This window comes from Tautonia plasticadhaerens (genome assembly GCF_007752535.1).
In the GTDB taxonomy this organism is placed as follows: domain Bacteria; phylum Planctomycetota; class Planctomycetia; order Isosphaerales; family Isosphaeraceae; genus Tautonia; species Tautonia plasticadhaerens.
Genome location: NZ_CP036426.1, coordinates 4111144 through 4131193, shown reverse-complemented (window position 1 = coordinate 4131193; position 20050 = coordinate 4111144). Strand labels below are relative to the sequence as shown.

The 20050-nt window shown below is 72.3% G+C and carries 14 protein-coding genes; 5 read left to right on the top strand and 9 right to left on the bottom strand.

The genetic code is table 11. The features are described 5' to 3' along the window. Positions 1-175 precede the first annotated feature (175 nt). The 5 genes from ElP_RS16425 (at position 176) to ElP_RS16405 (ending at position 6168) form a co-directional block, all read left to right on the top strand. A complete protein-coding gene (locus ElP_RS16425) occupies positions 176-2644 on the top strand; it encodes a sodium-translocating pyrophosphatase (RefSeq protein WP_145271087.1) in 2469 nt (822 codons plus the stop codon). Positions 2645-2749: 105 nt separating this feature from the next. Next, positions 2750-3133, top strand: a complete 384-nt coding sequence (locus ElP_RS16420) for a hypothetical protein (RefSeq protein ID WP_145271086.1) — start codon at positions 2750-2752, stop codon at positions 3131-3133. 109 nt (positions 3134-3242) lie between these two features. After that, a complete protein-coding gene (locus ElP_RS16415; protein WP_145271084.1) occupies positions 3243-3809 on the top strand; it encodes a hypothetical protein in 567 nt (188 codons plus the stop codon). Positions 3810-4053: 244 nt separating this feature from the next. Then, positions 4054-4977, top strand: a complete 924-nt coding sequence (locus tag ElP_RS16410; protein ID WP_197447039.1) for a class I SAM-dependent methyltransferase — start codon at positions 4054-4056, stop codon at positions 4975-4977. Between the two features lie 96 nt (positions 4978-5073). Then, complete coding sequence (locus tag ElP_RS16405) at positions 5074-6168, top strand: SDR family oxidoreductase (protein WP_145271083.1); 1095 nt, start codon at positions 5074-5076, stop codon at positions 6166-6168. Positions 6169-6241: 73 nt separating this feature from the next. On the opposite strand, the gene ElP_RS16400 is transcribed toward ElP_RS16405, so the two are convergent. The 9 genes from ElP_RS16400 to ElP_RS16360 all read right to left on the bottom strand — a co-directional run bounded on the left by ElP_RS16400 (position 6242) and on the right by ElP_RS16360 (position 19957). After that, entirely contained in the window at positions 6242-6841 is a 600-nt protein-coding gene (locus ElP_RS16400) for a hypothetical protein (protein WP_145271081.1), read from the bottom strand. 31 nt (positions 6842-6872) lie between these two features. Further along, a complete protein-coding gene (locus tag ElP_RS16395; RefSeq protein ID WP_197447038.1) occupies positions 6873-11072 on the bottom strand; it encodes a PAS domain S-box protein in 4200 nt (1399 codons plus the stop codon). Positions 11073-11744: 672 nt separating this feature from the next. Next, positions 11745-12029, bottom strand: a complete 285-nt coding sequence (locus ElP_RS16390; protein WP_145271078.1) for a flagellar biosynthesis anti-sigma factor FlgM — start codon at positions 12027-12029, stop codon at positions 11745-11747. A gap of 244 nt (positions 12030-12273) precedes the next feature. Further along, the gene (locus tag ElP_RS16385; RefSeq protein ID WP_145271076.1) at positions 12274-13557 is read right to left on the bottom strand and encodes an MlaD family protein; all 1284 of its coding nucleotides are present in this window, start codon (positions 13555-13557) and stop codon (positions 12274-12276) included. A gap of 77 nt (positions 13558-13634) precedes the next feature. Continuing rightward, on the bottom strand, positions 13635-14510 hold the full coding sequence (locus ElP_RS16380) for an ABC transporter permease (RefSeq protein WP_145271075.1): 876 nt from the start codon (positions 14508-14510) through the stop codon (positions 13635-13637). Positions 14511-14580: 70 nt separating this feature from the next. Continuing rightward, positions 14581-14970 (bottom strand): hypothetical protein, encoded by a 390-nt coding sequence (locus ElP_RS16375; RefSeq protein ID WP_145271073.1) that lies wholly within the window; start codon positions 14968-14970, stop codon positions 14581-14583. 173 nt (positions 14971-15143) lie between these two features. Continuing rightward, positions 15144-15836, bottom strand: coding sequence for an endonuclease V (locus ElP_RS16370; protein ID WP_145271072.1), 693 nt, complete (start codon positions 15834-15836; stop codon positions 15144-15146). A gap of 9 nt (positions 15837-15845) precedes the next feature. Beyond that, positions 15846-16904 carry a low-specificity L-threonine aldolase gene (gene ltaE, locus ElP_RS16365; RefSeq protein WP_145271070.1) on the bottom strand — a complete coding sequence of 353 codons (1059 nt, stop codon included), beginning with the start codon at positions 16902-16904 and terminating at the stop codon, positions 15846-15848. Next, positions 16901-19957, bottom strand: a complete 3057-nt coding sequence (locus ElP_RS16360) for a PVC-type heme-binding CxxCH protein (RefSeq protein WP_197447037.1) — start codon at positions 19955-19957, stop codon at positions 16901-16903. The genes ltaE and ElP_RS16360 overlap by 4 nt, the downstream gene beginning before the upstream one ends. Positions 19958-20050: the final 93 nt, after the last annotated feature.

The window sequence follows — 20050 nt, the reverse complement described above, 5'->3', positions numbered from 1 at the left end:
TTGCTAGCGATCACCCTCCCGGGCGGGGTCGAGCGGTCCGATCGAGGGGACCGAAGCGGGTCGGGTCGGGTCGGGCGAGGCGAAACCCCCTTGCACCGTCAGACCGGGAGTCAATTCGGGCGGCCGTCGACCGGCCTGTCGCCGCGAACGGTCCGCCCAGGGAGCGTCGACAGCGATGATTTACATCCCGTTCTGGTGGTGGCTGGCCCCGATCGGGGCGATCGCCGCGCTGGCCGCCGCGTACATGTTCTACCGGCAGCTGCTCGCCGCCTCTCCCGGGGACGAGCGGATGCGGGAGATCGCCGGGTACGTCCGGGAGGGGGCGTTCGCCTACCTGAAGCGGCAGTACGTGGTGGTGGCCCTGGCGTTCCTGTTCCTGGTGCTCCTGCTGGCGATCCAGTCGTTCGTGCTGAAGCAGCAGCACGGGCTGGTGCCGTTCGCCTTCCTGACGGGCGGGTTCTTCAGCGGCCTGAGCGGGTTCATCGGCATGAACACCGCCACGCTCGCCTCGAACCGGACGACGCAGGGGGCCAAGGAGTCGCTCAACCGGGGCCTCCAGGTGGCCTTCCGGGCCGGCGCGGTGATGGGCCTGGTCGTGGTCGGCCTGGGCCTGCTGGACATCAGCCTCTGGTTCTACCTGCTGGCCCGGATCCTGCCGGCGACGATCGACGGCTTCCGCATGTCGCTGGAGCAGATCACGGTGGTGATGCTCACCTTCGGGATGGGCGCCTCGACCCAGGCGCTCTTCGCCCGGGTCGGCGGCGGCATCTTCACCAAGGCCGCCGACGTGGGGGCCGACCTCGTGGGCAAGGTCGAGGCCGGCATCCCCGAGGACGACCCCCGCAACCCGGCCGTCATCGCCGACAACGTCGGCGACAACGTCGGCGACGTGGCCGGCATGGGGGCCGACCTGTACGAGAGCTACTGCGGCTCGATCCTCGCCACCGCCGCCCTCGGCGCCGCCGCGGCCCTGGGGCTGGCCGGGGCGACCGGGGAGGACCTGGCCGAGGCGCAGTCGAGGCTGGTCGTGGCCCCGATGATCCTGGCCGGCATCGGCATCCTGCTGTCGATCGCCGGCATCTACCTGGTGAAGACCGAGGAGGGTGCCAGCCAGATGAACCTGCTCTGGGCCCTGCGGCGGGGCATCTACGGCTCCAGCGCCTTCATCGTGGTGGCGGCCCTGGCCGTCTGCTGGCTGGTCCTCCCCGCCAGCGTCTGGTTCGGGGTCTTCCTGGCGATCACGGTGGGCCTGATCGTCGGCGTCCTGATCGGCTACTTCACGGAGTACTACACGGCGGCCGAATTCTCGCCCACGAAGTGGATCGCCGACCAGAGCGCGACCGGCCCGGCGACGACGATCATCGCCGGCGTGGCACAGGGCATGCTGAGCACCTGGGCGGCGATCTCGATCGTGGGCGTCGGCACGATCGTCGCCTACTTCGTGGCGGGTGGGGCGGAGAACGCGGCGCTGGGCCTCTACGGGGTCGGCTTCGCGGCCGTGGGCATGCTGGCGACCCTGGGGGTGACCCTGGCGACCGACGCCTACGGACCGATCGCCGACAACGCCGGCGGCAACGCCGAGATGACCCACCAGCCGCCGGAGGTCCGCCAGCGGACCGACGCGCTGGACTCCCTGGGCAACACCACCGCAGCCACAGGCAAGGGGTTCGCCATCGGCTCGGCGGCGTTGACGGCCCTGGCGCTGCTGGCGGCCTTCGTGGAGGAGGTCCGCATCGGCATCCAGCGCGAGGGGCAGACCTTCGTCGAGGAGCGGGCGGCGGGCCTGGAGGAAGGGGGCATCTACCCGCTCGGCTTCAACAAGTTCGTGCAGGTCACGGCCGAGCCCGACGAGGAGACCGGCTTCCCCCCGACCTTCATCGCCGCCAGCCGGGGGAACCCCTACGTCGAGTCCGAGGGCGGCCTGATCCGGGCCACCGACGCCCAGATCGTCGAGCACTACCGGCCGGAGATCGAGGCCGCCGCCCCGATCATCAACCTGGTGCGGGTCCGGGAGGCGACGCTGGCCGACTTCATGGGCTACTACGACGTCAACCTGATGAACCCGAAGCTGCTGGTCGGGGTCTTCTTCGGCGTCCTGATGGTGTTCGTCTTCTGCGGGCTGACCATGAAGGCCGTCGGCCGGGCCGCCGGCCGGATGGTCGAGGAGGTCCGCCGCCAGTTCCGGGAGCTGAACCTGCTGACCGACCCCGACGCCAAGGCCGACTACGCCCGGTGCGTCTCGATCGCCACCGCGGGGGCCCAGAAGGAGATGATCGTGCCGGCGTTCCTGGCCGTGGGGGCCCCGCTGGTGACCGGCCTGGTGCTGGACGTGAGCGGGCTGATGGGCCTGCTGGCCGGCGCCCTGACCTCGGGCTTCGCGGTGGCCATCTTCATGGCCAACTCCGGGGGCGCCTGGGACAACGCCAAGAAGTACATCGAGGCCGGCGCGATGGGCGGCAAGGGCTCCGAGGCGCACAAGGCCGCCGTCGTCGGCGACACCGTCGGCGACCCGTTCAAGGACACCTCGGGCCCGAGCCTGAACATCCTCATCAAGCTGATGAGCATGGTCGCCGTCGTCTTCGCCGGCGTGATCGTCAAGTACGGCCCGGAGATCGGCGCGTTCCTCGGCATCAACAACTACTGATTTCCTCCGGGTGCCGGACCGATCGGTACGGCCCCGGGGGGGGCGTCGGTCGTCTCCCCCGGGGCCGTCGCGCGTCCGGGCCCGGTTTCCTCCCGGGGAGTCCCCATGAAATTCGCCCGCTGGGTGTTCCTCGTCGCGGGGGGCATCGGCCTGCTGATGCTGTTGCCCTTCTACGGGCTGGAGGCCCGGATCGGCCGGGACCTGCCCCCGCCGATCACGCACCCGGAGTATTACTACGGCTTCACGGGGGTCGCCGTCGCCTGGCAGGTGGCCTTCCTGGTGATCGGCAGCGACCCGGCCCGGTTCCGCCCGCTGATGCTCGTCGGGGTGATCGAGAAGCTCTCGTTCGGCGTGCCGACGCTGGCCCTGTTCGCCCTGGGCCGGGTCGCGCCGCCGGTCGTGGCGGCCGCCCTGTTCGACCTGACGCTCGGCGTCCTCTTCGTGATGGCGTACCGGGCGACCGGCGGCCCTCGGGGCGAGGCCGGCTGAGCCGGCCCGTCGGCTTGGGGTTTGCACCGGGGACGGGGCTCGGCAGGATGGTGGGGGTCAAGGACGACCCCGACGCCCTCGACGACCGCCCCCGCGGAGCACGTTCCCCATGAGCACCGAGCAGGCAACCCAGGCGTACGCCCCGGCCCGACGGCCGGCCCCGACGGCCCGAGAACTGCCCCGGCTCCTGCTGTCGGCGGTCAGTCGGGTCGTCCCGGCGGCCGTCGTGCTGCTGGTGCCGGTGGTCGTGGTGCCGCTGGCGTCGGCCTTCGTCGAGGTGCCGGCCGAGGATACCGGGCGATACCCGGTCTGGGCGGTCGAGGCCTTCGGGGCCGAGCTGCTGGCCGCCGCGCTGGCCGCCCTGTCGCTCCCGCTGCCGGTGCTGATGCTCTATGGCGCGGTCGCCCTGGCGGTGCCGACGGCCTGTGCGGTCCTCGGCCTGGGGACGATCGGCCGCTGGGCCTCGCTGGCCGGGTTCTGCCTGGTCGGCTCGGCGCTGGGGGGTTTGCTGGGGCTGGGCCTGCTGCTGGAACTGGTCGCCCCGGACCTGGGGGGCACGTCGGTGCGGCTGGAGATCCTGGTCGGGCTGAGCTGGCCCCTGCTGGCGATCGAGGGCCTGGGATGCCTGCTGGCGGCGTCGGTGTCGCCGTCGGCCTGGGGACGATCGGGCACTTGAGGCGCTCTGCCCTCGTCGAAATCCTCGGAATTCTGTAGGATAGTTCCGCCTTCCGGGCGATCCGGTCGCCCGGGATGCCCGAGTCGTCCAGGGAACGGGATGCAGGAACGGGAATTGCGAGCCTCGCCGGAATCGGCCGAGTGCCGCCGGTCCCCCGGGGATCGGCGAGCGGGCCGGGCCCCGGGACCCCGGCGGAGGGGACCCTCGGGGTCGGAATCGGCGATCGCCAAGGCGACGAGGACCAATGCAATACAGGGAGCGTGATCGGATCGGGGCCGGCGCGGCGGTCATCGCCCACCCCGGAGACTCTCGGGGCAACGCCGGATTCTACCCCTTGTTGCTGCGATGGTTCGGGATGCTCCCGTTCCGGCAGTCGCTCGGCCGGGGCTCAATGCTCCGCAAGCGGATGACGCGGGGCTGGTACCAGTTCCTCAGCTACATGGACCGGCGGGTGCACCTGCGGTACATGAATTACGGCTACGCGCCGCTGGATCCGGCCGAGCCGGTCGTCGACCTGAAGCCCGAGGACGCCAAGGACCGCTACTTCATCCAGCTCTACCACCGGGTCGCCGGCGCGATCGACCTGCGGGGCAAGGACGTGGTGGAGGTCGGCTGCGGCCGGGGCGGCGGGGCGTCGTTTGTCGCCAAGTATCTCCGCCCGAAGTCGTTGACCGGGATGGACTTCGCCGACCGGGCCGTCGCCTTCTGCCGGCGGTCCTATCGGGCCGACGGGCTCACCTTCACGGTCGGGGACGCCGAGCGGATGCCCTTCGCCGACGCCTCGTTCGACGTGGTGCTGAACGTCGAGTCCTCGCACTGCTACCCGCACATGCGCCGGTTCGTCCGGGAGGCCGCCCGGGTGCTCCGCCCGGGGGGGGCGCTGCTGTTCGCCGACATGAGGCACCGCGAGACGATCGACTCGGTCCGGGACGAGTTCCTGGAGGCCGGGTTCGAGGTCGTCGAGGACCAGGAGATCACCCCGAACGTCCTCCGCGCCCTGGAGCTGGACGACGACCGCAAGCGAAGACTGATCCGCCGCGAGGTGCCGATGATCTTCCGGCCGATGTTCCGCTGCTTCGCGGGCATGGCCGGCACGGAGTCCCACCAGGCCTTCGCCACCGGGGAGTGGGTCTACTGGCGGTTCGTCCTCCGCAAGCCGACCGCTTGATCCCGGCCGCCCCCCGACACACCGACTTCCCGGGACGGAGCCGTCCCGTCCCGCCACGACCGCCCACCGAGGTCCCCCCCATGTTCGAGTCAATCGATGAGTGATCGGCCCCTCTTCGTCACGGGAGCGACGGGCGCCCTCGGCCGGCGGCTCGTCCAGGAATGGCTCGAGACGACGGACCGGACGCTCTACCTGCTGATCCGCCACAAGGGCCTGCATTCCGCGGCCGACCGGGCCCGCAAGCTGTTCGCCCCGCTGGGGCTCGACGGCATGGTCGGGGGCCGGATCCGGGCGATCGACGGCGACGTCACCAAGCCCGGCTTCGGCCTCTCGGCCGGGGACCGGGATCTGCTGCGCGCCGAGGCCTCGGAGTTCTTCCACATCGCCGCCCTCACCGAGCTCAACGGCCGCAAGGAGGAGAGCGAGCGGATCAACATCGGCGGCACCACCGAGGCCCTCCGGCTCGCCCGGGATCTGCTGGAACGCGGCCGGCTGGAGCGCCTCTTCCACTTCAGCACGGCCTACGTCCCCGGCAGCCTCCGGACCTACCACGCCCGGGAGGACGAGCTGAACCCCGACCCGGCCTTCGCCAACCACTACGAGTCGAGCAAGCACGAGGCCGAGCGCCGGGTCCGGGGCGCGATGGCCGAGGGGCTGCCGGTCACCATCTTCCGGCCGAGCATCGTCGTCGGCGACTCCCGATCCGGCGAGGTGACGGAGTTCAACGTCGTCTACCCGTTCTTCAAGCTCTACGCCCACGGCATCCTGGACGTGCTGCCCGCCCGGGCCGACGAGACCTTCAACGTCGTGCCGATCGACTTCGTCACCCAGGCCGTCCGGGCCCTCTCCTCCCGGGCCGACACCGTGGGGAAGACCTACCACCTCGTCGCCGAGCGGCCGCCCACCATCGGCACGCTCCTGAAGGTCAAGGACACCGAGTTCCCGAGGATGCCGCCGATCAAGCTGGTCGACCCCGACGAATTCGACCAGACCCGGCACTCGTTCCTCGTCTCCCGGATCCAGCGCTACATCGAGCCCTATCTCGGCTATCTCCGCTGCAAGCTCACCTTCGACACCACCAACACCCGGTCCGACCTCGACGGCATGGGGGTCGAGTTCCCCGAGACCGACTACGAGTTCCTGACCCGGATCCTCCAGTACGCGGTCGACAAGAAGTACCTGATCGCCTGACCGGCGACCGGTCCGCTCGCCTCGATGCGTCGAGGCCCGGGCGTCCGGGGGGAATCCATGCCGGCCCCGGCTATCACTGGGGGCGGGGGCGGAGGCCCGGGACCCGGCCGAGCGTCTCGATGATGTCCTGGACCCGGTCGTTGATCCCGGCGATCACGCCCCGCAGGCCGTCCAGCGACTCGTTGGTCACCGAGAGCCGGGTGTCGACGCTCCCGAGGGTCTGGTTGGTGTCCGCGAGTCGGGTGTCGACGGTGCCGAGCCGCTCGTTGGTGGTGCCGAGCTGGGCGTTGGTCAGGTCGAGCTTCGTGTTGGTCTGCCCGAGGCTGCCGGTCACGGTCGAGACGTCCTCGGCCACGGAGGTCAGCTTGGTGTCGACCCTGCCGAGGGCCTCGTTGGTCTGGGTGAGCCGGGACTCGATGCCGCCGATCGACCCGGTGATCGACCCGACCTCCTGCTTGGTCGCGGCCAGCTCCGCGGTCAATGCGTCGAGCTGGGTCTTCACGTCGCCGAGCCGTTGGTTGACGCCCACCAGGCCGCTGTCCACCGAGGCGAGCTGCTGGTTGGTCAGGGCGAGTTGCCCATTGACCTGATCGAGCCGATCGGTCAGCGGGGCGAGGATGCTGCAGCCGGACAGCCCCAACAGCAGGACCGGGGCGATCGGGAACCATCTCATCTGCTCGTCCTCCGCCGAGATCCGGGCCGTCCTAGCCGGGATTATCTTCGGCACGGCCGGGCGTCGGCATCAGGGAATCGGGCGTGGGCGGGGGCGGGATGGAGGCGATCAGGCCCTCGACCTCGTCGGTGTCGACCGGCTTGACCAGGTGATGGTCGAACCCGGCCTCCCGGGAGCGTCGGCGGTCCTCCTGCTGGCCCCAGCCGGTGAGCGCGATCAGGGTGGCGGCGGCCCCTTCGGGGGACTGCCGGAGGCGTCGGGCGACCTCGAAGCCGTCCATGCCGGGCAGGCCGATGTCGAGCAAGACGACCTCCGGGGTGAACCCGGCGGCCAGGGCGATCGCCTCCGGGCCGTCGTGGGCGATGCGGACGTCGTGGCCGGCGAGCTTGCCGAGCACCTTGCCGAGGCTGACGGCCGCGTCCCGATTGTCGTCGACCACCAGGATCCGACGCCGGGCGGGCGGCCCGGCCCGGCCGGCCTCCGGGCCCGGGCCCGGGGCCGGGGCCGGGGCCGACGAGCCCTCCGCCTCCGGCCCGGTCAGGATCGGCAGGCTGACGACGAACTCGCTGCCGAGGCCCGGGCCGGCGCTCCGGGCGGAGATCGAGCCGCCGTGCAGCTCGACCAGGGTCCGGACCAGGTTCAGGCCGATCCCCAGCCCGCCCCGATGGCGTCCCGGGCCGCGGTCGACCTGGACGAACAGGCCGAAGATGTGGCCGAGCTGATCCGGGGCGATGCCGATGCCCGTGTCCCGCACCCGGATCGTCGCCGAGCTGCCCCCGTCGTCGACCTCGGCCGACAGCGAGATCCGGCCCCCTCGGTCGGAATACTTGACGGCGTTGGAGAGCAGGTTCCAGAGGATCTGCTCGACCCGGGCGGGGTCGGCCCGGAGCCGGACGGGCCGGGCCGGCAGGCTCCAGGAGAGTTCCTGCTCGGCCTCCCGGGCCTGGGGGGCGATCGCGGCCAGGACCCGGCGGGCGACCGGCACCAGCTCGACGGCCTCCGGCCTCAGCTCGATGGTGCCCCGGGTGATCCGGGTGACGTCCATCAGGTCCTCGATCAGCCGGGCCATGTGGGCCACCTGCCGGTCGGCCATGGATCGGACCTGCTCGAACTCGTCGGGGTCGGGGGGTGCGTCGGCCCCGGGGCCCTCCCCCCGTCGCTTCATCAGGTGCAGGGCGGTCCGGATCGGCGCGAGCGGGTTCCGGAGCTCGTGGGCCAGGACGGCGAGGAACTCGGTCTTGCGGCGGTCGGCCTCCCGGAGTTCCTGGTAGAGCCGGGCGTTCTCCAGGGCGATGGCGGCCCGACGGGCCAGATCCTCCGCCACGGGCAGGTCGTCCGGCCCGAAGCGGCGCCCCGAGTCGGTGGCGGCCAGGCCGAAGGCCCCGACCGTGCGGCCGCCGACGACCATCGGAACGATCAGGTGCGAGGTCGGGCGGGCCGGCCGGAACCGATCCCGGCGGTCGGGGTCGGGGATCAGGGCCTCGAGCGTCGCCTCGTCCAGCTCGGGGCGGAGGTCGGGGCGGCCGGTGCGGATCACCTCGGCGACCGGGGAGGGGCCGGAGGGGTCGATCGCCGACCCCTCGAGCAGCTCGACCATCAGCGCCCGGCACGCCTCGTCCCGGTGGGCGATGGCGGCCCGGTCGATCGCGCCCCCCGGCCCGACGAGGTAGACCACGCAGGAGTCGGCCAGGGCGGGGACGACGAGCCGGGGCACCCGCTCGAGCGTCCCCCGGAAGTCGGTGGGGTCGGCCAGCAGGATGCCCGAGTCGGCCAGCAGGCGGAGCGTGCGCTCGGCCCGCTTGCGGTCGTCGATGTCGGTCGCCGTGCCGAACCAGGACTCCACCCGGTCCCCCAGGCGACGGGCGGGGACGGCCCGGCCGAGGAACCAGCGGTACTCGCCCGTCTTGCCCCGGATGCGGTACTCGGCCTCGAAGTCGCCCCCCGAACGCTCGGCTTCGGCCCAGCGGTCGAGCACGGCCTGCCGGTCGTCCGGGTGGAAGACCCCCTGCCGCGAGACCAGCTCGCGCGACCCGTCTTCGGTCAGGCCGGTGTACTCCAGCCAGCGGCGGTTGACGTATTCCAGCCTCCCGTCGGCCCGGATGATCCAGACGAACTGCGGGACGGCCTCGGCCAGCAGCCGGAACCGCTCCTCGCCGGCCCGGAGTTCGGCCTCGGCCCGCTTGCGATCGGTCACGTCCTCGGCGATGCCGGCGACCCGGAAGACGCGCCCGGATTCGTCCCGGACGGGGAAGGCCCGGTCGTAGATCCAGCGGATCTCCCCGTCGGGCCGGCGGATGCGATACTCCTCGGCGGTCGGCTCGCCGAGCACCTGCCGGCCGATCGCCCCGGCGACCCGCCCGCGGTCCTCGGGGTCCACGGCCTCGAGGAAGGACATCGGGTCGTCGTAGAGGCTCCGGCAGCTCCGCCCCCAGACCGCCTCGTAGGCCGGGCTGATGTAGTGCATCTTCGGGGACCCGGTGTCGCTGACGTAGAAGACGGCGGTGATGTGCTCGGCCAGCTGCCGGAAGCGGCGCTCCGACTGGCGAAGCTCGGCGTAGAGCCGGCTGTTCTGCAGGGCGATGGTGGCCCGATGGGCCAGGTCCTCGGCGATCGCCAGGTCGGCCGGCCCGAAACGGCGGCCCGACTCGGCGGTCGCGAAGGTGATCGCGCCGAGGACCCGGTCCCGCGTCCTCAACGGGACGCACATGGTGGAGCGCAGCCCCAGGGCGAGGAGCATCCGACGATGCTCGTCGTCCCGGGCCTCGCCGTCGATCATCGCGGCGGAGATCTCCTCGACGAGTTCCGACCGGCCGGAGCGGAGGACGTGGCAGGCCCCGTGGGGGGTGTCCGGCCCGGGGGGGTCGCGGCGGGAAAGCTCGTGGGCGAGCGCGACCTTCTCCGGGTCGACGTGCGCCACCGAGACCCGACGGGGGAGGCCGTCGGGCCCGGCCAGGTCGACCGCGGCCCAGTCGGCGAAGAAGGGGACCGCCAGGCGGGCCAGCCTGCCCAGCGTCTCCCCCTCGTCGACCAGGGTGGACAGGGCGGCACCGGCATCGGCCAGGAACAGGGAGGTCTGCTCCGACCTCATGCGGTCGGTCACGTCGGCGCAGATGCCCAGCAGGCGGACGGCCCGGCCCTCGTCGTCCCGGAGGACGGCCCCCCTGAGGGACATCCAGAGGATCGACCCGTCGCGTCGCCGGATCCGGAACTCGACCTCGAAGGGGCGTCCCTCCGCGGTCGCTCGCGCGAGGGCCGCCTCGAACGGGGCCCGGTCCTCGGCGACGATCAGCGCCCGGAAGCCGTCGAGCGTCGACCCGAAGGAGCCTGGGGGCAGGCCGAACCGCGCCTCGTCGTGCTCCGACCAGCGGACCAGGCCGGTGCGGAGGTCGCAGTCCCAGGCCCCGAGGCGCCCGGCCTCCATCGCCAGGCGGAGCCGCTCGCGGTCGACACGCTCGGCCTCCTCCCCCGCCAGCCGATCGGACACGTCCCGGGCGACGACGACCAGGCCCCCGTCCCGCTCCCCCCCGCCCCGGATCGCCGCCGAGCTGGCCTCGACCGGCAGTTCCGACCCGTCCCGGCGGCGGAGCAGTGCGGGCCCGGCCGTCCGGTGCACCAGCCCCCCGCCGAGGATCTCCGCGACGGGCAGCTCCTCGGTCCGGGTCGTCTCGCGGTCCCGGGTGTGGAAGACGTCCGAGATCGGCCGGCCCGTCGCGTCGGCCGCCGCCCAGCCGGTGAGCCGCTCGGCCGCGGGGTTGAGCGTCAGCACCTTCCCGTCGGCCCCGGTGACGAGGACCGCCTCGCCCAGGCTGGCCAGCGTCGCCTCCAGCCGCTCGCGCTGGCCCCGCTCGGCCTCCTCCGCCCGACACCGACGCCCGGCCTCCTCCTCGATCCGCCGCAACATCCGGCGGTACGACCCGCACAGTACGAGCGTCGAGACGCTGACGAACAGGTACGTCGTCAGGACGACCAGGTCGCCCGGGTCGGCGACGAACATGTCCTCATGCGGGACGACGAACAGGACCATGCCCGCCGCGAGCCCGAGCGACGCGGCCAGGATCCCCGGCCCCTGGCCGAGATACAGGGCCGCGAACAGCACCGAGAGGTAGAACGTCGCGTACGGCTGCCTCGGGCCCAGTTCCTTCGACAGCGCGAGCCTGAGGAGGGCGGCCAGGCCGACGGCCAGCGCGGCGATCAGGTAGTCGAGGGCTGGGTGGCGACGATTCCGTAGCATCACCGAAGGGTCCGACGGGGGAGGGAGCCGCGACCGGCCCGCCCCGCATCCTCGAAATCGCCCGGAAGGCCGTCTCGTCGACGCCATCCTAACCGATCTCGCGGCCCCCAGCCTCCCCCCAGGTCCTCGTCGAGTCGCGGCCTCCCCCGGAGGCTGATACCCCGGCTGGCACGGACTCCCTGCCGACCCGGGAGTCGGCGGACCGGCCGCCCCGGCGTCCCGGGATTTCTCCGCTCGACGCCGGCGGGATCGGTCCCCCATCCCGGGGCCTCAGGCCTCGTCAACGGCCGGGAGTTCCGGGACGGCCTCTCGGGTCGCGAGGGGATCGGCCCGGCCCTTCGGACCGGGCCCGGCGTGCCGATCCCGATCGACTCGCCAGGCGATTCGCCCCGGATGAACGCGAAGGCGGCCCGCCCCCATCGGGGGCGGGCCGTCATGTCCGCTCTGCCCGGCCCCAGGGCGAGGAGATCCGAGCGTCCCCCGGTCGGGCGCAGGGTACCGCGGTGGCCGGGACGTCCGGTCCCGAGCCCGTCATGCCCGGGCGACGGGATCAGGGAAGTCGGCCGATGAGGCCCGCCCGACGGGCGCCCCCGGGGAGGGCGGCCCGGGGACGGTCAGCCCATCCCTCCATCCCGGCGGCGGTCCGGACTGCCGCCGGGGACGGGGGCAGGATCAGAATCCCGACAATTCGCCGAGCAGGTTGTCGAGGGCCCGCTCCAGCTTCTCGGGCGTCTCGTACGTGCCGCTGGCGATCTGCTGGCGGATCGCCTCGACCTTCTCGTGGCGGATCTCGGGCAGGCTGTGGATGCCGTCGAGCACCAGGCCGAGCTGCGAGATCTCGACCTGGTCACGCGGGACGGCCGCCTGGGCGTTCGCGTTGGCCTCGACGCTGAACGATGCGAGCCGGGGATAGATCGGTTGCGGGCCCTGGGGACCGCCGGCGCCGTGGATTTCCATGATTGCGTCTCCCTTTGCACCTCGGAGGCCCGGCGAGTCGGGATGACCCCGGCCGGCCCTCGTCCCTCGACGTCCCATGGTTCCGGTCCGGCCGACTGCCCCCACGCGAGGGCCCCCCGGCCGACGGCCCCGATGGGGCTCCACTCTCAACTCGTCTGCCCCTTAGATCGGCCGGAAGCTGGAGGGGATTTAACTGAATTTGCGGAAATCCCGGGGCCGGTACACGCGTCGACCATCTCGCCCGTCATTCGCGGGGGAGCAACCCCCCCCGCCCCCGGTCGGGCGGGGGCTGGGCCTGGATCCCCTGGGCGAGCCCCCGCATCATCGGCTCGATCTGGGCATTGATCGCCGAGGCCCGCTGGAGCATCGCGTCCACCGCCTGCTGCTGCTGGGGAGACTGCATCTGGCCCCGCAGGGCCTCCAGGTGCTTGACCGCGTCGTTGAACTCGCTGGCGGCCTTCAGGACCACGTTCGCCGTGTCGAAGTTGGCCAGGGCGAGCTCTGCGTCCCGGCCCGGCTTGTACAGCGGGCTGATCAGCAGCGGATTGGCCCGGAGCTTCTCGATCATCATCCGGGCCGAGTCCGTCGCGTCCCGGACGTTGGCGATCGACCGGTCGATGCTGGCCCGGTTGTTCACCAGGATGCCCGAGAGGTTCGTCAACGAGACGTCGGCCTGGTAGAGCACCCGGTCGGCCCGCATCCGGGTCTGGCCCAGGCCCTCCACCAGCTCCCCGGCCTTCGGCCCGTACTGCTGGAGCAGGGTGTCGGTCCTCGCCGAGAGTTGGCGGGCGCTGGCGATCGTGTCCTTGATGCCGTCCCGGTTCTCGGCCACCGTCCCCTCCAGGGTGGCGACGAGGGCCTCGGCCTCCTCCATCAGGCCTTCGAGCCGCCCGGTCATCGCGTCGAGCTTGCCCGAGGCCCCCGCCACGGCCGGCCCGGCGACCTCGGTGGCCATCTGCACGTCCGAGGCGGCCTGCTGCAACGCGGCCAGGGTCTTCTGGAGCCGGGGGGAGACGTCGTCGATCGTCCGGCGGACCTGGCCGATCGTGTGGCTGAGGTGGTCGCGCTCCACCGGCCCGAGGCCGACCTGCTCCAGCAGGGGGTCGAACAGCGAACTCTCGATCCCCTCGATCGGCTGCCCCGGCACCCAGGCCACGCCCGACTCCCCCACCGAGGCGATGTTCACGCTCGACTGCCCGGTCAGCCCGGCGGCGATCACGATCACGGCGTCCTGCTTCAGCCTCCCGGCCAGGTCGCTGCCGATCGACAGCCGGACCCGGGCCCGGAGGGCCCCCTCGTGCTCGACGATGTCGACCCCCGCTACCCTCCCGGCCTCCAGGCCGGCGATCCGGACGGGGTGGCCGACCCGGATCCCCTGGGCGTCCCGGAAGAAGACCTCGATCGGCGTGCGGTCGGCCACCAGGTAGCCCGGCCCCCCCCCGGCCACGACGACCAGGCCGATCAGGCCGGCCGCCGCCGCCAGCAGCACCAGGCCGACGCGGGCGTCTCGGATCGTCGAGCGGCTCATGGGCGGGAGGCCTCCGTTGCGCACAGGAGAGGGGACGGGGGGATCGGTCGGGACGATTGGGGTCGATTCGGGACGGCTCAGGTCGGCAGGACCGTCGGGCCGAACGGCGGCCCCGCGAGGTAGACGAACAGGAACCAGGAGAGGTTGAATCCCAGGATCAGCAGCATCGCCAGGCAGCACGCCCGGAGCGCCGCCATGTGGGCGGGCGTCCCGTCGTCCCGGGCCCCTTCGACGCAGGAGAGCGTGGCGGCGATCGCCCCGAAGGCCATCCCCTTGATCAGCAGGCCGGCCGGGTCCCGCATCCAGAGCATCTCGGCGAACGAGTCGAACAGGGTGCCCAGCGGGATCCCGAGCAGGGCGTTGGCGACCCGGAACCCGACGAGGATGCCGACCGCCGCCCCCCAGCTCGCCAGGACCGGGCCGGCGATCACGGCGGCGAGCAGCCTGGGGAGGGTCGCCCGGGCGTCCGAGGGGCCGGTGCGGTCGTCCGAGGCCAGGCCGAGCGTCATGTCCCGGTCGGGGATCCAGGCCGGATCGGCGTCGATTTCCGGCCTCGGCCTCGTCCTCAGCTCCACCGTCGCCCGGCAGGCCATCAGCCCGGCCAGGATGAAGCCCGAGAGCAGCGGGGCGCCGTTGCGGATCAGCCCCACGCCGACGACCGGCCCGACGCCGACCTCGAACGTCGCCCCGAAATACGCCTGCATCGACAGGAACGAGCCCATGCCGACGTGCACCAGCGCCACCAGGGGCAGGCCGGCGACGAGCAGCCAGTCGAGCTGCACCATCGTGGCCGCCCGCAATCCCAACGCGCCGTCGGGCCTCCGGCCGATCGCCCCGGCCGCCCGGATCGGGGCGAGGGCCAGGCTCCCGACGTAGGCGAGCAGCCCGACGACCGGCCGGGGCGGGGCCGAGGCCGGGTCGGGGGCGATCGATGCGGCGAAGTGGTCGGGCATGGGCCGGCCCTCCCTGGCCGGTGGTGGTCGATCTCGCCCGTCGAGGGTCCGCCGCCGTCCGGGCCGCCCGTCAGCGCCCGGGGCCGGGCGGCAGCCGACGGCCGGAGGGGGTCACGGCCTGCGACTCCCACCAGGATCGCCACCGGGCGACGGCGGCGGCCCGCTCCCCCGGCGTGCCGTAGGGGATGTAGCCGAAGTCCCGGCCGGTCCGCTCCCGGAGCGATTCGTGCGAGGTGAGCCGGACGACCGCGTCGGCGTCTTCCAGGTGGGCGATCAGGGCGGGGATGGCCACGGCGTCGGACGCCTCGTCGTCGAGCCCGGTGGCCCGGGCCCGGTTGAACGCCGCCGAATCGTCCAGGGAGACGAAGTCGCGCACCGTCGTCTTGCACCCCGAGACCGGGGCGATCGTCGCCAGCAGCAGCAGCGGCCCCACGATGTTCCGGCGTCTCGGGCGTCCCATCCGATCGAGTCCGACTCCCGGGTCCATCCGTGTCCCCCCCTCGCCGACGCCCCGGCCGGCGCGGTCATGGCGGACCATACTCGAAGTCGCCCGATCGGGCAATCCCGGCCGATCGTCCGGGGAGGGGAACTGACGCGGTGGCGCGGAGGAGGGGACGAGCGGATGCCGGGAACTCAGGTCGATCCGCCCGCTCCGCCCTGGCGGCGGAGTTCGTTGACGAAGTCGTGGGCGAGGCGGATCGGGGTCGAGAGTCGGTATTTCCCGGTCGTCTCCATCACGAGGCGCTCGGCCCCCTCGAAATCGCAGAGGTGGCCCGGCGAGACGTACACCGGCGAGACCCGGCTCCGGGTGCGGAGCACGGTGCCGATCCGCTCCTTCTTGTGGATCAGGGGGGAGCGGTCCCCCCGGTCGGGGCCCGGCTCGTCGAAGGAGCCGCAGAGCAGCGACTTGGCGCAGCCGACCGTCGGGATCCCCAGCCAGAGGCCGACGTGGCTGGCGATCCCCAGCCTCCTCGGGTGGGCGATCCCCTGGCCGTCGCAGAGGAGCACGTCGGGCCGGTCCGCCAGGCGGTCGAACGCCTCCAGCACCGGGGGGGCCTCCCGGAACGAGAGCAGGCCGGGGACGTACGGGTATCCGGCCTTCGCGACAAGCCCGGACCGCTCGACGACCTCGAAGGTGCCCGCCTCCACCACCACGACGGCCGCGAACAGCCGGTCGTCCCCCTTGTTGTAGGAGACGTCGGCCGCCGCGATCCGGCGGCAGGGGCCGAGGGCCCGGGTCGCGTCGACCCGGGCGGCCAGCTCGCGCTGGAGGGCCCGGGCCTCGTCGGGGGAGAGGTCCCAGCGGTGGAGCGGTTCGATCGCCATGATGGGGTGTCAGGCCCGGGCGGCCATCCCCTCGGCCACCTCGACGATCGCCCCGGCGGCCCGCTCGCACTGCCCCCGGGAGACGTCGAGGTGGGTGACCGCCCGGAGCGTCTGCGGGCCGAGGGCGCTGACGAGCACGCCGGCCTCCCGGAGCCGATCGGCCACCTCCCGGGCCGTGCCGGCCCCGGGGTCGACGGCGATCCAGACGAGGTTCGTCTCGACCGGGCCCGATTCGAGCGAGAGGCCGGGGGCCCGCTCGATGGCATCGGCGATCAGGCGCGCATTCGCGTGATCGTCCGCCAGGCGGTCGACGTGATGCTCGAGGGCGAACAGGGCCCCGGCGGCGACGATGCCCCCCTGCCTCATCCCGCCGCCGAGCGCCTTGCGGAGCCGGTGGGCCTTCCTCATCAGCTCGGCCGACCCGGCGATCGCCGAGCCGACCGGGGCCCCGAGCCCCTTGCTGAAGCAGATCGAGACGGTGTCGAAGTGCGAGGCCCATTCGGACGCGGGGACGCCCGAGGCGACCACGGCGTTCATCAGCCGGGCGCCGTCGAGGTGCATCGCCAGGCCGTTCGACCGGGCCCAATCGGCGACCTCCCGGACCGAATCGTACGGGTGGACCCGGCCCCCGGCCCGGTTGTGGGTGTTCTCCAGGCAGACCAGCCGGGTGCGGACGTAGTGCTCGTTGTCGGGCTGGATCTTGTCCCGCAGGTGGTCCAGGCCGATCAGGCCGCCGTGCGGGTTGATCGTGCGGGCCTGGACCCCCCAGTGCCGGGCGATCCCGCCGGCCTCCCAGACGTAGACGTGGGCCCTCGCGTCGCAGATCAGCTCGTCCCCCGGCCCGGCGTGCAGGCCGACGGCGATCTGGTTGGCCATCGTGCCCGAGGGGACGAACAGCGCCGCCTCCTTGCCCAGCAGCCCGGCCGTCCGCCGCTCCAGGAGGTCGACCGTCGGGTCCTCGCCGTAGACGTCGTCGCCCACCTCGGCCTCGGCCATCGCCCGCCGCATGGCGGGGGACGGCCTCGTGACGGTGTCGGACCTGAGGTCGATCGGGCGTTGCGTGCTCATTCGTTCGATCCTTCGGCCGCGGGACGGGCGTCGATCAGGCCGGCGGGGGTGCCGTCGATGGGCCGCGCCTCGGGGTCGTCGGGGTCGCGGTCGAGGCAGAGGAAGGCGAACAGGTCGGCCAGCTCGTCGGGGGCGAGCTGCTCCTCCAGGTTCTCCGGCATCAGCGAAACCGGGCTGACCCGGACCTCCTCCACCTGGTCCCTGGGGATCACCTCGCGCTCGCCCCCCTGGAGCTTCAGGACCATCCGGCGGTCGCTGTCCTCCTCCAGCAGGCCGGAGAGGATCCGGCCGTCGGCGGTGGCGACGATCGTCCCCTGATAGGACGCGCCGATGACGAGGCTCGGATCCAGGACGTTGGAGAGCAGTTGTTCATACGAGCCCCGGCCATTGCCGGTGACGTCCGGCCCGACCTGCTGCCCCTTGCCGTAGATCTGGTGGCACTGGGCACAGACCTTGTCGAAGACGGCCCGGCCGGCGATCGGGTCGCCCCCGGCGTCCCGGAGTTCGCCCCGGAAGCGGTCGATCACCTGTTCCCGGGCGGGGTCCCTCCCCTCGCGGACGGTGCCCCAGGTCTGGCGGACGAGCTCGGCCAGCTCGGCGTCGGGGCTCTCCAGCAGGGCCCGGACCTGGTTGACGTTCAGCACGTTCGCCGGGATCGCCCCCGCGCCGATCTCCGCCAGCAAGGCCTTCGTCCAGGAGGGCCGCTGGGTCAGCAGTGCGACCGCCTTGGGCTTCAGGTCGGGCTCGAACCCCGGATAGGCCGAGAGGATCACGCCGGCCAGTTCGGGATCGTCGACCTCCCCGAGCGCCCCGAGCAACTCGCCCCGAAACTCGGCCGAACCGCGTCGCTCCGGGTCGTCGAGGACGGCCCTCACGCGATCGCGGAGGGCCGGTCCCTCCTCGGCGTAGATCAGGGCGTCGAGGGCGCGGAGGCGGGCCTCCCTCGTCGGGCCGTTCGAGAAGACGAGCCGGGCCAGTTCCAGCCCGGCCTCGTCGCCGCAATAGGCCAGCAGGATCGACGACTCGACCGCGAGCCAGGCGTCCGACCGGCCGAGATCGGCGTGGGGCCGGAGCAGATCCCGAAGCCCCGCCCGGAGCGATCCCGAGGCTTCCGGGTCCAGGTCCCGGCGACGGAGCAAGTCGGACAGGACTCGGAACGCGTCGGTCATCGCCTCCGGGTCTCCCGAACCGATCAGGGCGCCGGTCACGGCGAGGAACACCTGGGGTTGAACCTCCTCCTGGGAGGCGAACCATTCGAGCGCCCGGGGCAGGAGTTCCCGACCGGCAGGTGACAGACTTCCCGCCGAGAGGGAGGCGATGAGGCCTTCGCCACGTTCCTCCAGCAGCGGGAGCATGTTCCGCCAGACGACCCGGGGGATGAGCTCGTCGTCACCGCAGGAAGCCGCAATCGTCCCCAGGATGGGGACCGGGTCCAGCCCCTCAATCTTCGGCGCGGCGATGGCGACCTGGAGTTTGACGTCCGGCGAGGGGGAGGTGGCGAGCGATGCCACCCATTCCCGGACCGTCGGGGAAACGGACCCCATGTTCCCCGCCGCCCGGACCGCCCAGGCCTGGAAGGTCGGGTCGTCGTCGCTCACCAGTCGCCAGTGGAACTCGGGGTCGAGCGAGCCCGACCCGATAAGCGCCCAGGTCGCATGCATCCGGCCCTTTCGGCCAATGGAGTCGGAGCGGACGACCGACTGGAGCCGATCCCGGAGCCCGTCCCGGCCGCCCTCGATCAGCCGCTCGGTCAGCAATCGCTGGGCGATGTCCCGGTTGTAGACATTGGCATCATCGAGCAGGCCGATGAGTTCCTCGTCGCTCGACTCGGCCAGGTCGAAGCCGGTTCGTCTCGGCGTGCCCTCGTAGCGAACGCGGTAGAGGCGGCCCTTGAGGCGGTCGATGCCGGCGGGGTCGCGGTTGGCGTCCTGGTAGCAGTGGTACTGATCATACCAGTCGAGGATGTAGAGGCAGCCGTCGGGGCCGGTCTTCTGCACGACCGGCATGAACCAGGCGTCGTTGGCCGAGAGGAAGTCGGGCTCCCCGTGGCCCCGGTAGGTGGCCCCATCCCGGGTGAGGGAATCCACGTTGATGCAATTGCCGTGGATGTTCCCCATGTAGAGCTTGCCGCGGTACTCGGGGGGGTACGCGTCGCTGTCGAAGTAGGTGATGCCGCAGTAGGCCCGCTCCTGGTGGAGGTGGTCGACGATCGACTCGATCTTCCAGGTGAATGGCGGATAGGGGCCGCCCTGCCGGTGGTAGTAGCCGGTCTCGACGAGGTGCCAGAGGTGGTCGATCACGCAGGCGGAGGCGAACAGGGAGCCCTCGGGGTCGATGGCGATCCCCCAGGGGTTCGACGTGCCCTCGCAGAACAGCTCGAACTTGCGCGTCTTCGGGTGGATGCGGAAGATCGCACAGGTGAAATCATACGTCTCGTCCCCCTGCTCGACCCGGCTGCGGTTGAAGACGCCGTTCCAGCCGTAGAGCCAGCCGTCGGGCCCCCAGGTGAGGCTGTTGGGCAGCTCGTGGGTGTCGTCCCGGCCGAAGCCGGAGACGACGACCTCCGGCGGGCCGTCGGGGGCGAGGTCCCCGTCCGCATTCGGATAGAAGAGGATGTCGGGAGCGTTGGCGACCCAGACGCCGCCGTGGCCGACGGCGATGCCCGAGGGGATGTTCAGGCCCTCGGCGAAGATCGTGAACTCGTCGGCCCGGCCGTCGCCGTCGGTGTCTTCCAGCACCTTGACGCGGTCCCGCCCCGGGCCGGGCTCCCGTCGGGGGTATTCCAGGCTCTCGGTGACCCAGATGCGGCCCCGCTCGTCGAAGGTCATGGAGACGGGGTTGACCAGGTCCGGCTCGCTGGCGACGACCTCCACGGTGAACCCTTCGGGCACGGTCATCGCGGCGACCGCCTCCTCGGGGCTCCTCGCCGGGTTCGGGGGCCGGTCCTGGCCGTGGGGGATCGTCGCCTCCCGGTCCTGCCGGGCGGGGAGCGGACGGGCCTCCCCGAAGGCGGCGGCGGCGATCGCGGCGAGCAGCACCATCCTCGAACGCATCGTCGGGGTCTCCTGGCGGGCGGGACGCGACCGGGGCCATCCGCCTCGTCGACGGCCGTGGGCATGGGAGCCGTCGAGCGTACCGGCCCCGGG

Coding starts and splice junctions, on each gene's coding strand:
- ElP_RS16425 (WP_145271087.1), top strand. CDS start 176: ATGATTTACATCCCGTTCTGGTGGTGGCTGGCCCCGATCGGGGCGATC.
- ElP_RS16420 (WP_145271086.1), top strand. CDS start 2,750: ATGAAATTCGCCCGCTGGGTGTTCCTCGTCGCGGGGGGCATCGGCCTG.
- ElP_RS16415 (WP_145271084.1), top strand. CDS start 3,243: ATGAGCACCGAGCAGGCAACCCAGGCGTACGCCCCGGCCCGACGGCCG.
- ElP_RS16410 (WP_197447039.1), top strand. CDS start 4,054: ATGCAATACAGGGAGCGTGATCGGATCGGGGCCGGCGCGGCGGTCATC.
- ElP_RS16405 (WP_145271083.1), top strand. CDS start 5,074: ATGAGTGATCGGCCCCTCTTCGTCACGGGAGCGACGGGCGCCCTCGGC.
- ElP_RS16400 (WP_145271081.1), bottom strand. CDS start 6,841: ATGAGATGGTTCCCGATCGCCCCGGTCCTGCTGTTGGGGCTGTCCGGC.
- ElP_RS16395 (WP_197447038.1), bottom strand. CDS start 11,072: ATGCTACGGAATCGTCGCCACCCAGCCCTCGACTACCTGATCGCCGCG.
- ElP_RS16390 (WP_145271078.1), bottom strand. CDS start 12,029: ATGGAAATCCACGGCGCCGGCGGTCCCCAGGGCCCGCAACCGATCTAT.
- ElP_RS16385 (WP_145271076.1), bottom strand. CDS start 13,557: ATGAGCCGCTCGACGATCCGAGACGCCCGCGTCGGCCTGGTGCTGCTG.
- ElP_RS16380 (WP_145271075.1), bottom strand. CDS start 14,510: ATGCCCGACCACTTCGCCGCATCGATCGCCCCCGACCCGGCCTCGGCC.
- ElP_RS16375 (WP_145271073.1), bottom strand. CDS start 14,970: ATGGGACGCCCGAGACGCCGGAACATCGTGGGGCCGCTGCTGCTGCTG.
- ElP_RS16370 (WP_145271072.1), bottom strand. CDS start 15,836: ATGGCGATCGAACCGCTCCACCGCTGGGACCTCTCCCCCGACGAGGCC.
- ltaE (WP_145271070.1), bottom strand. CDS start 16,904: ATGAGCACGCAACGCCCGATCGACCTCAGGTCCGACACCGTCACGAGG.
- ElP_RS16360 (WP_197447037.1), bottom strand. CDS start 19,957: ATGCGTTCGAGGATGGTGCTGCTCGCCGCGATCGCCGCCGCCGCCTTC.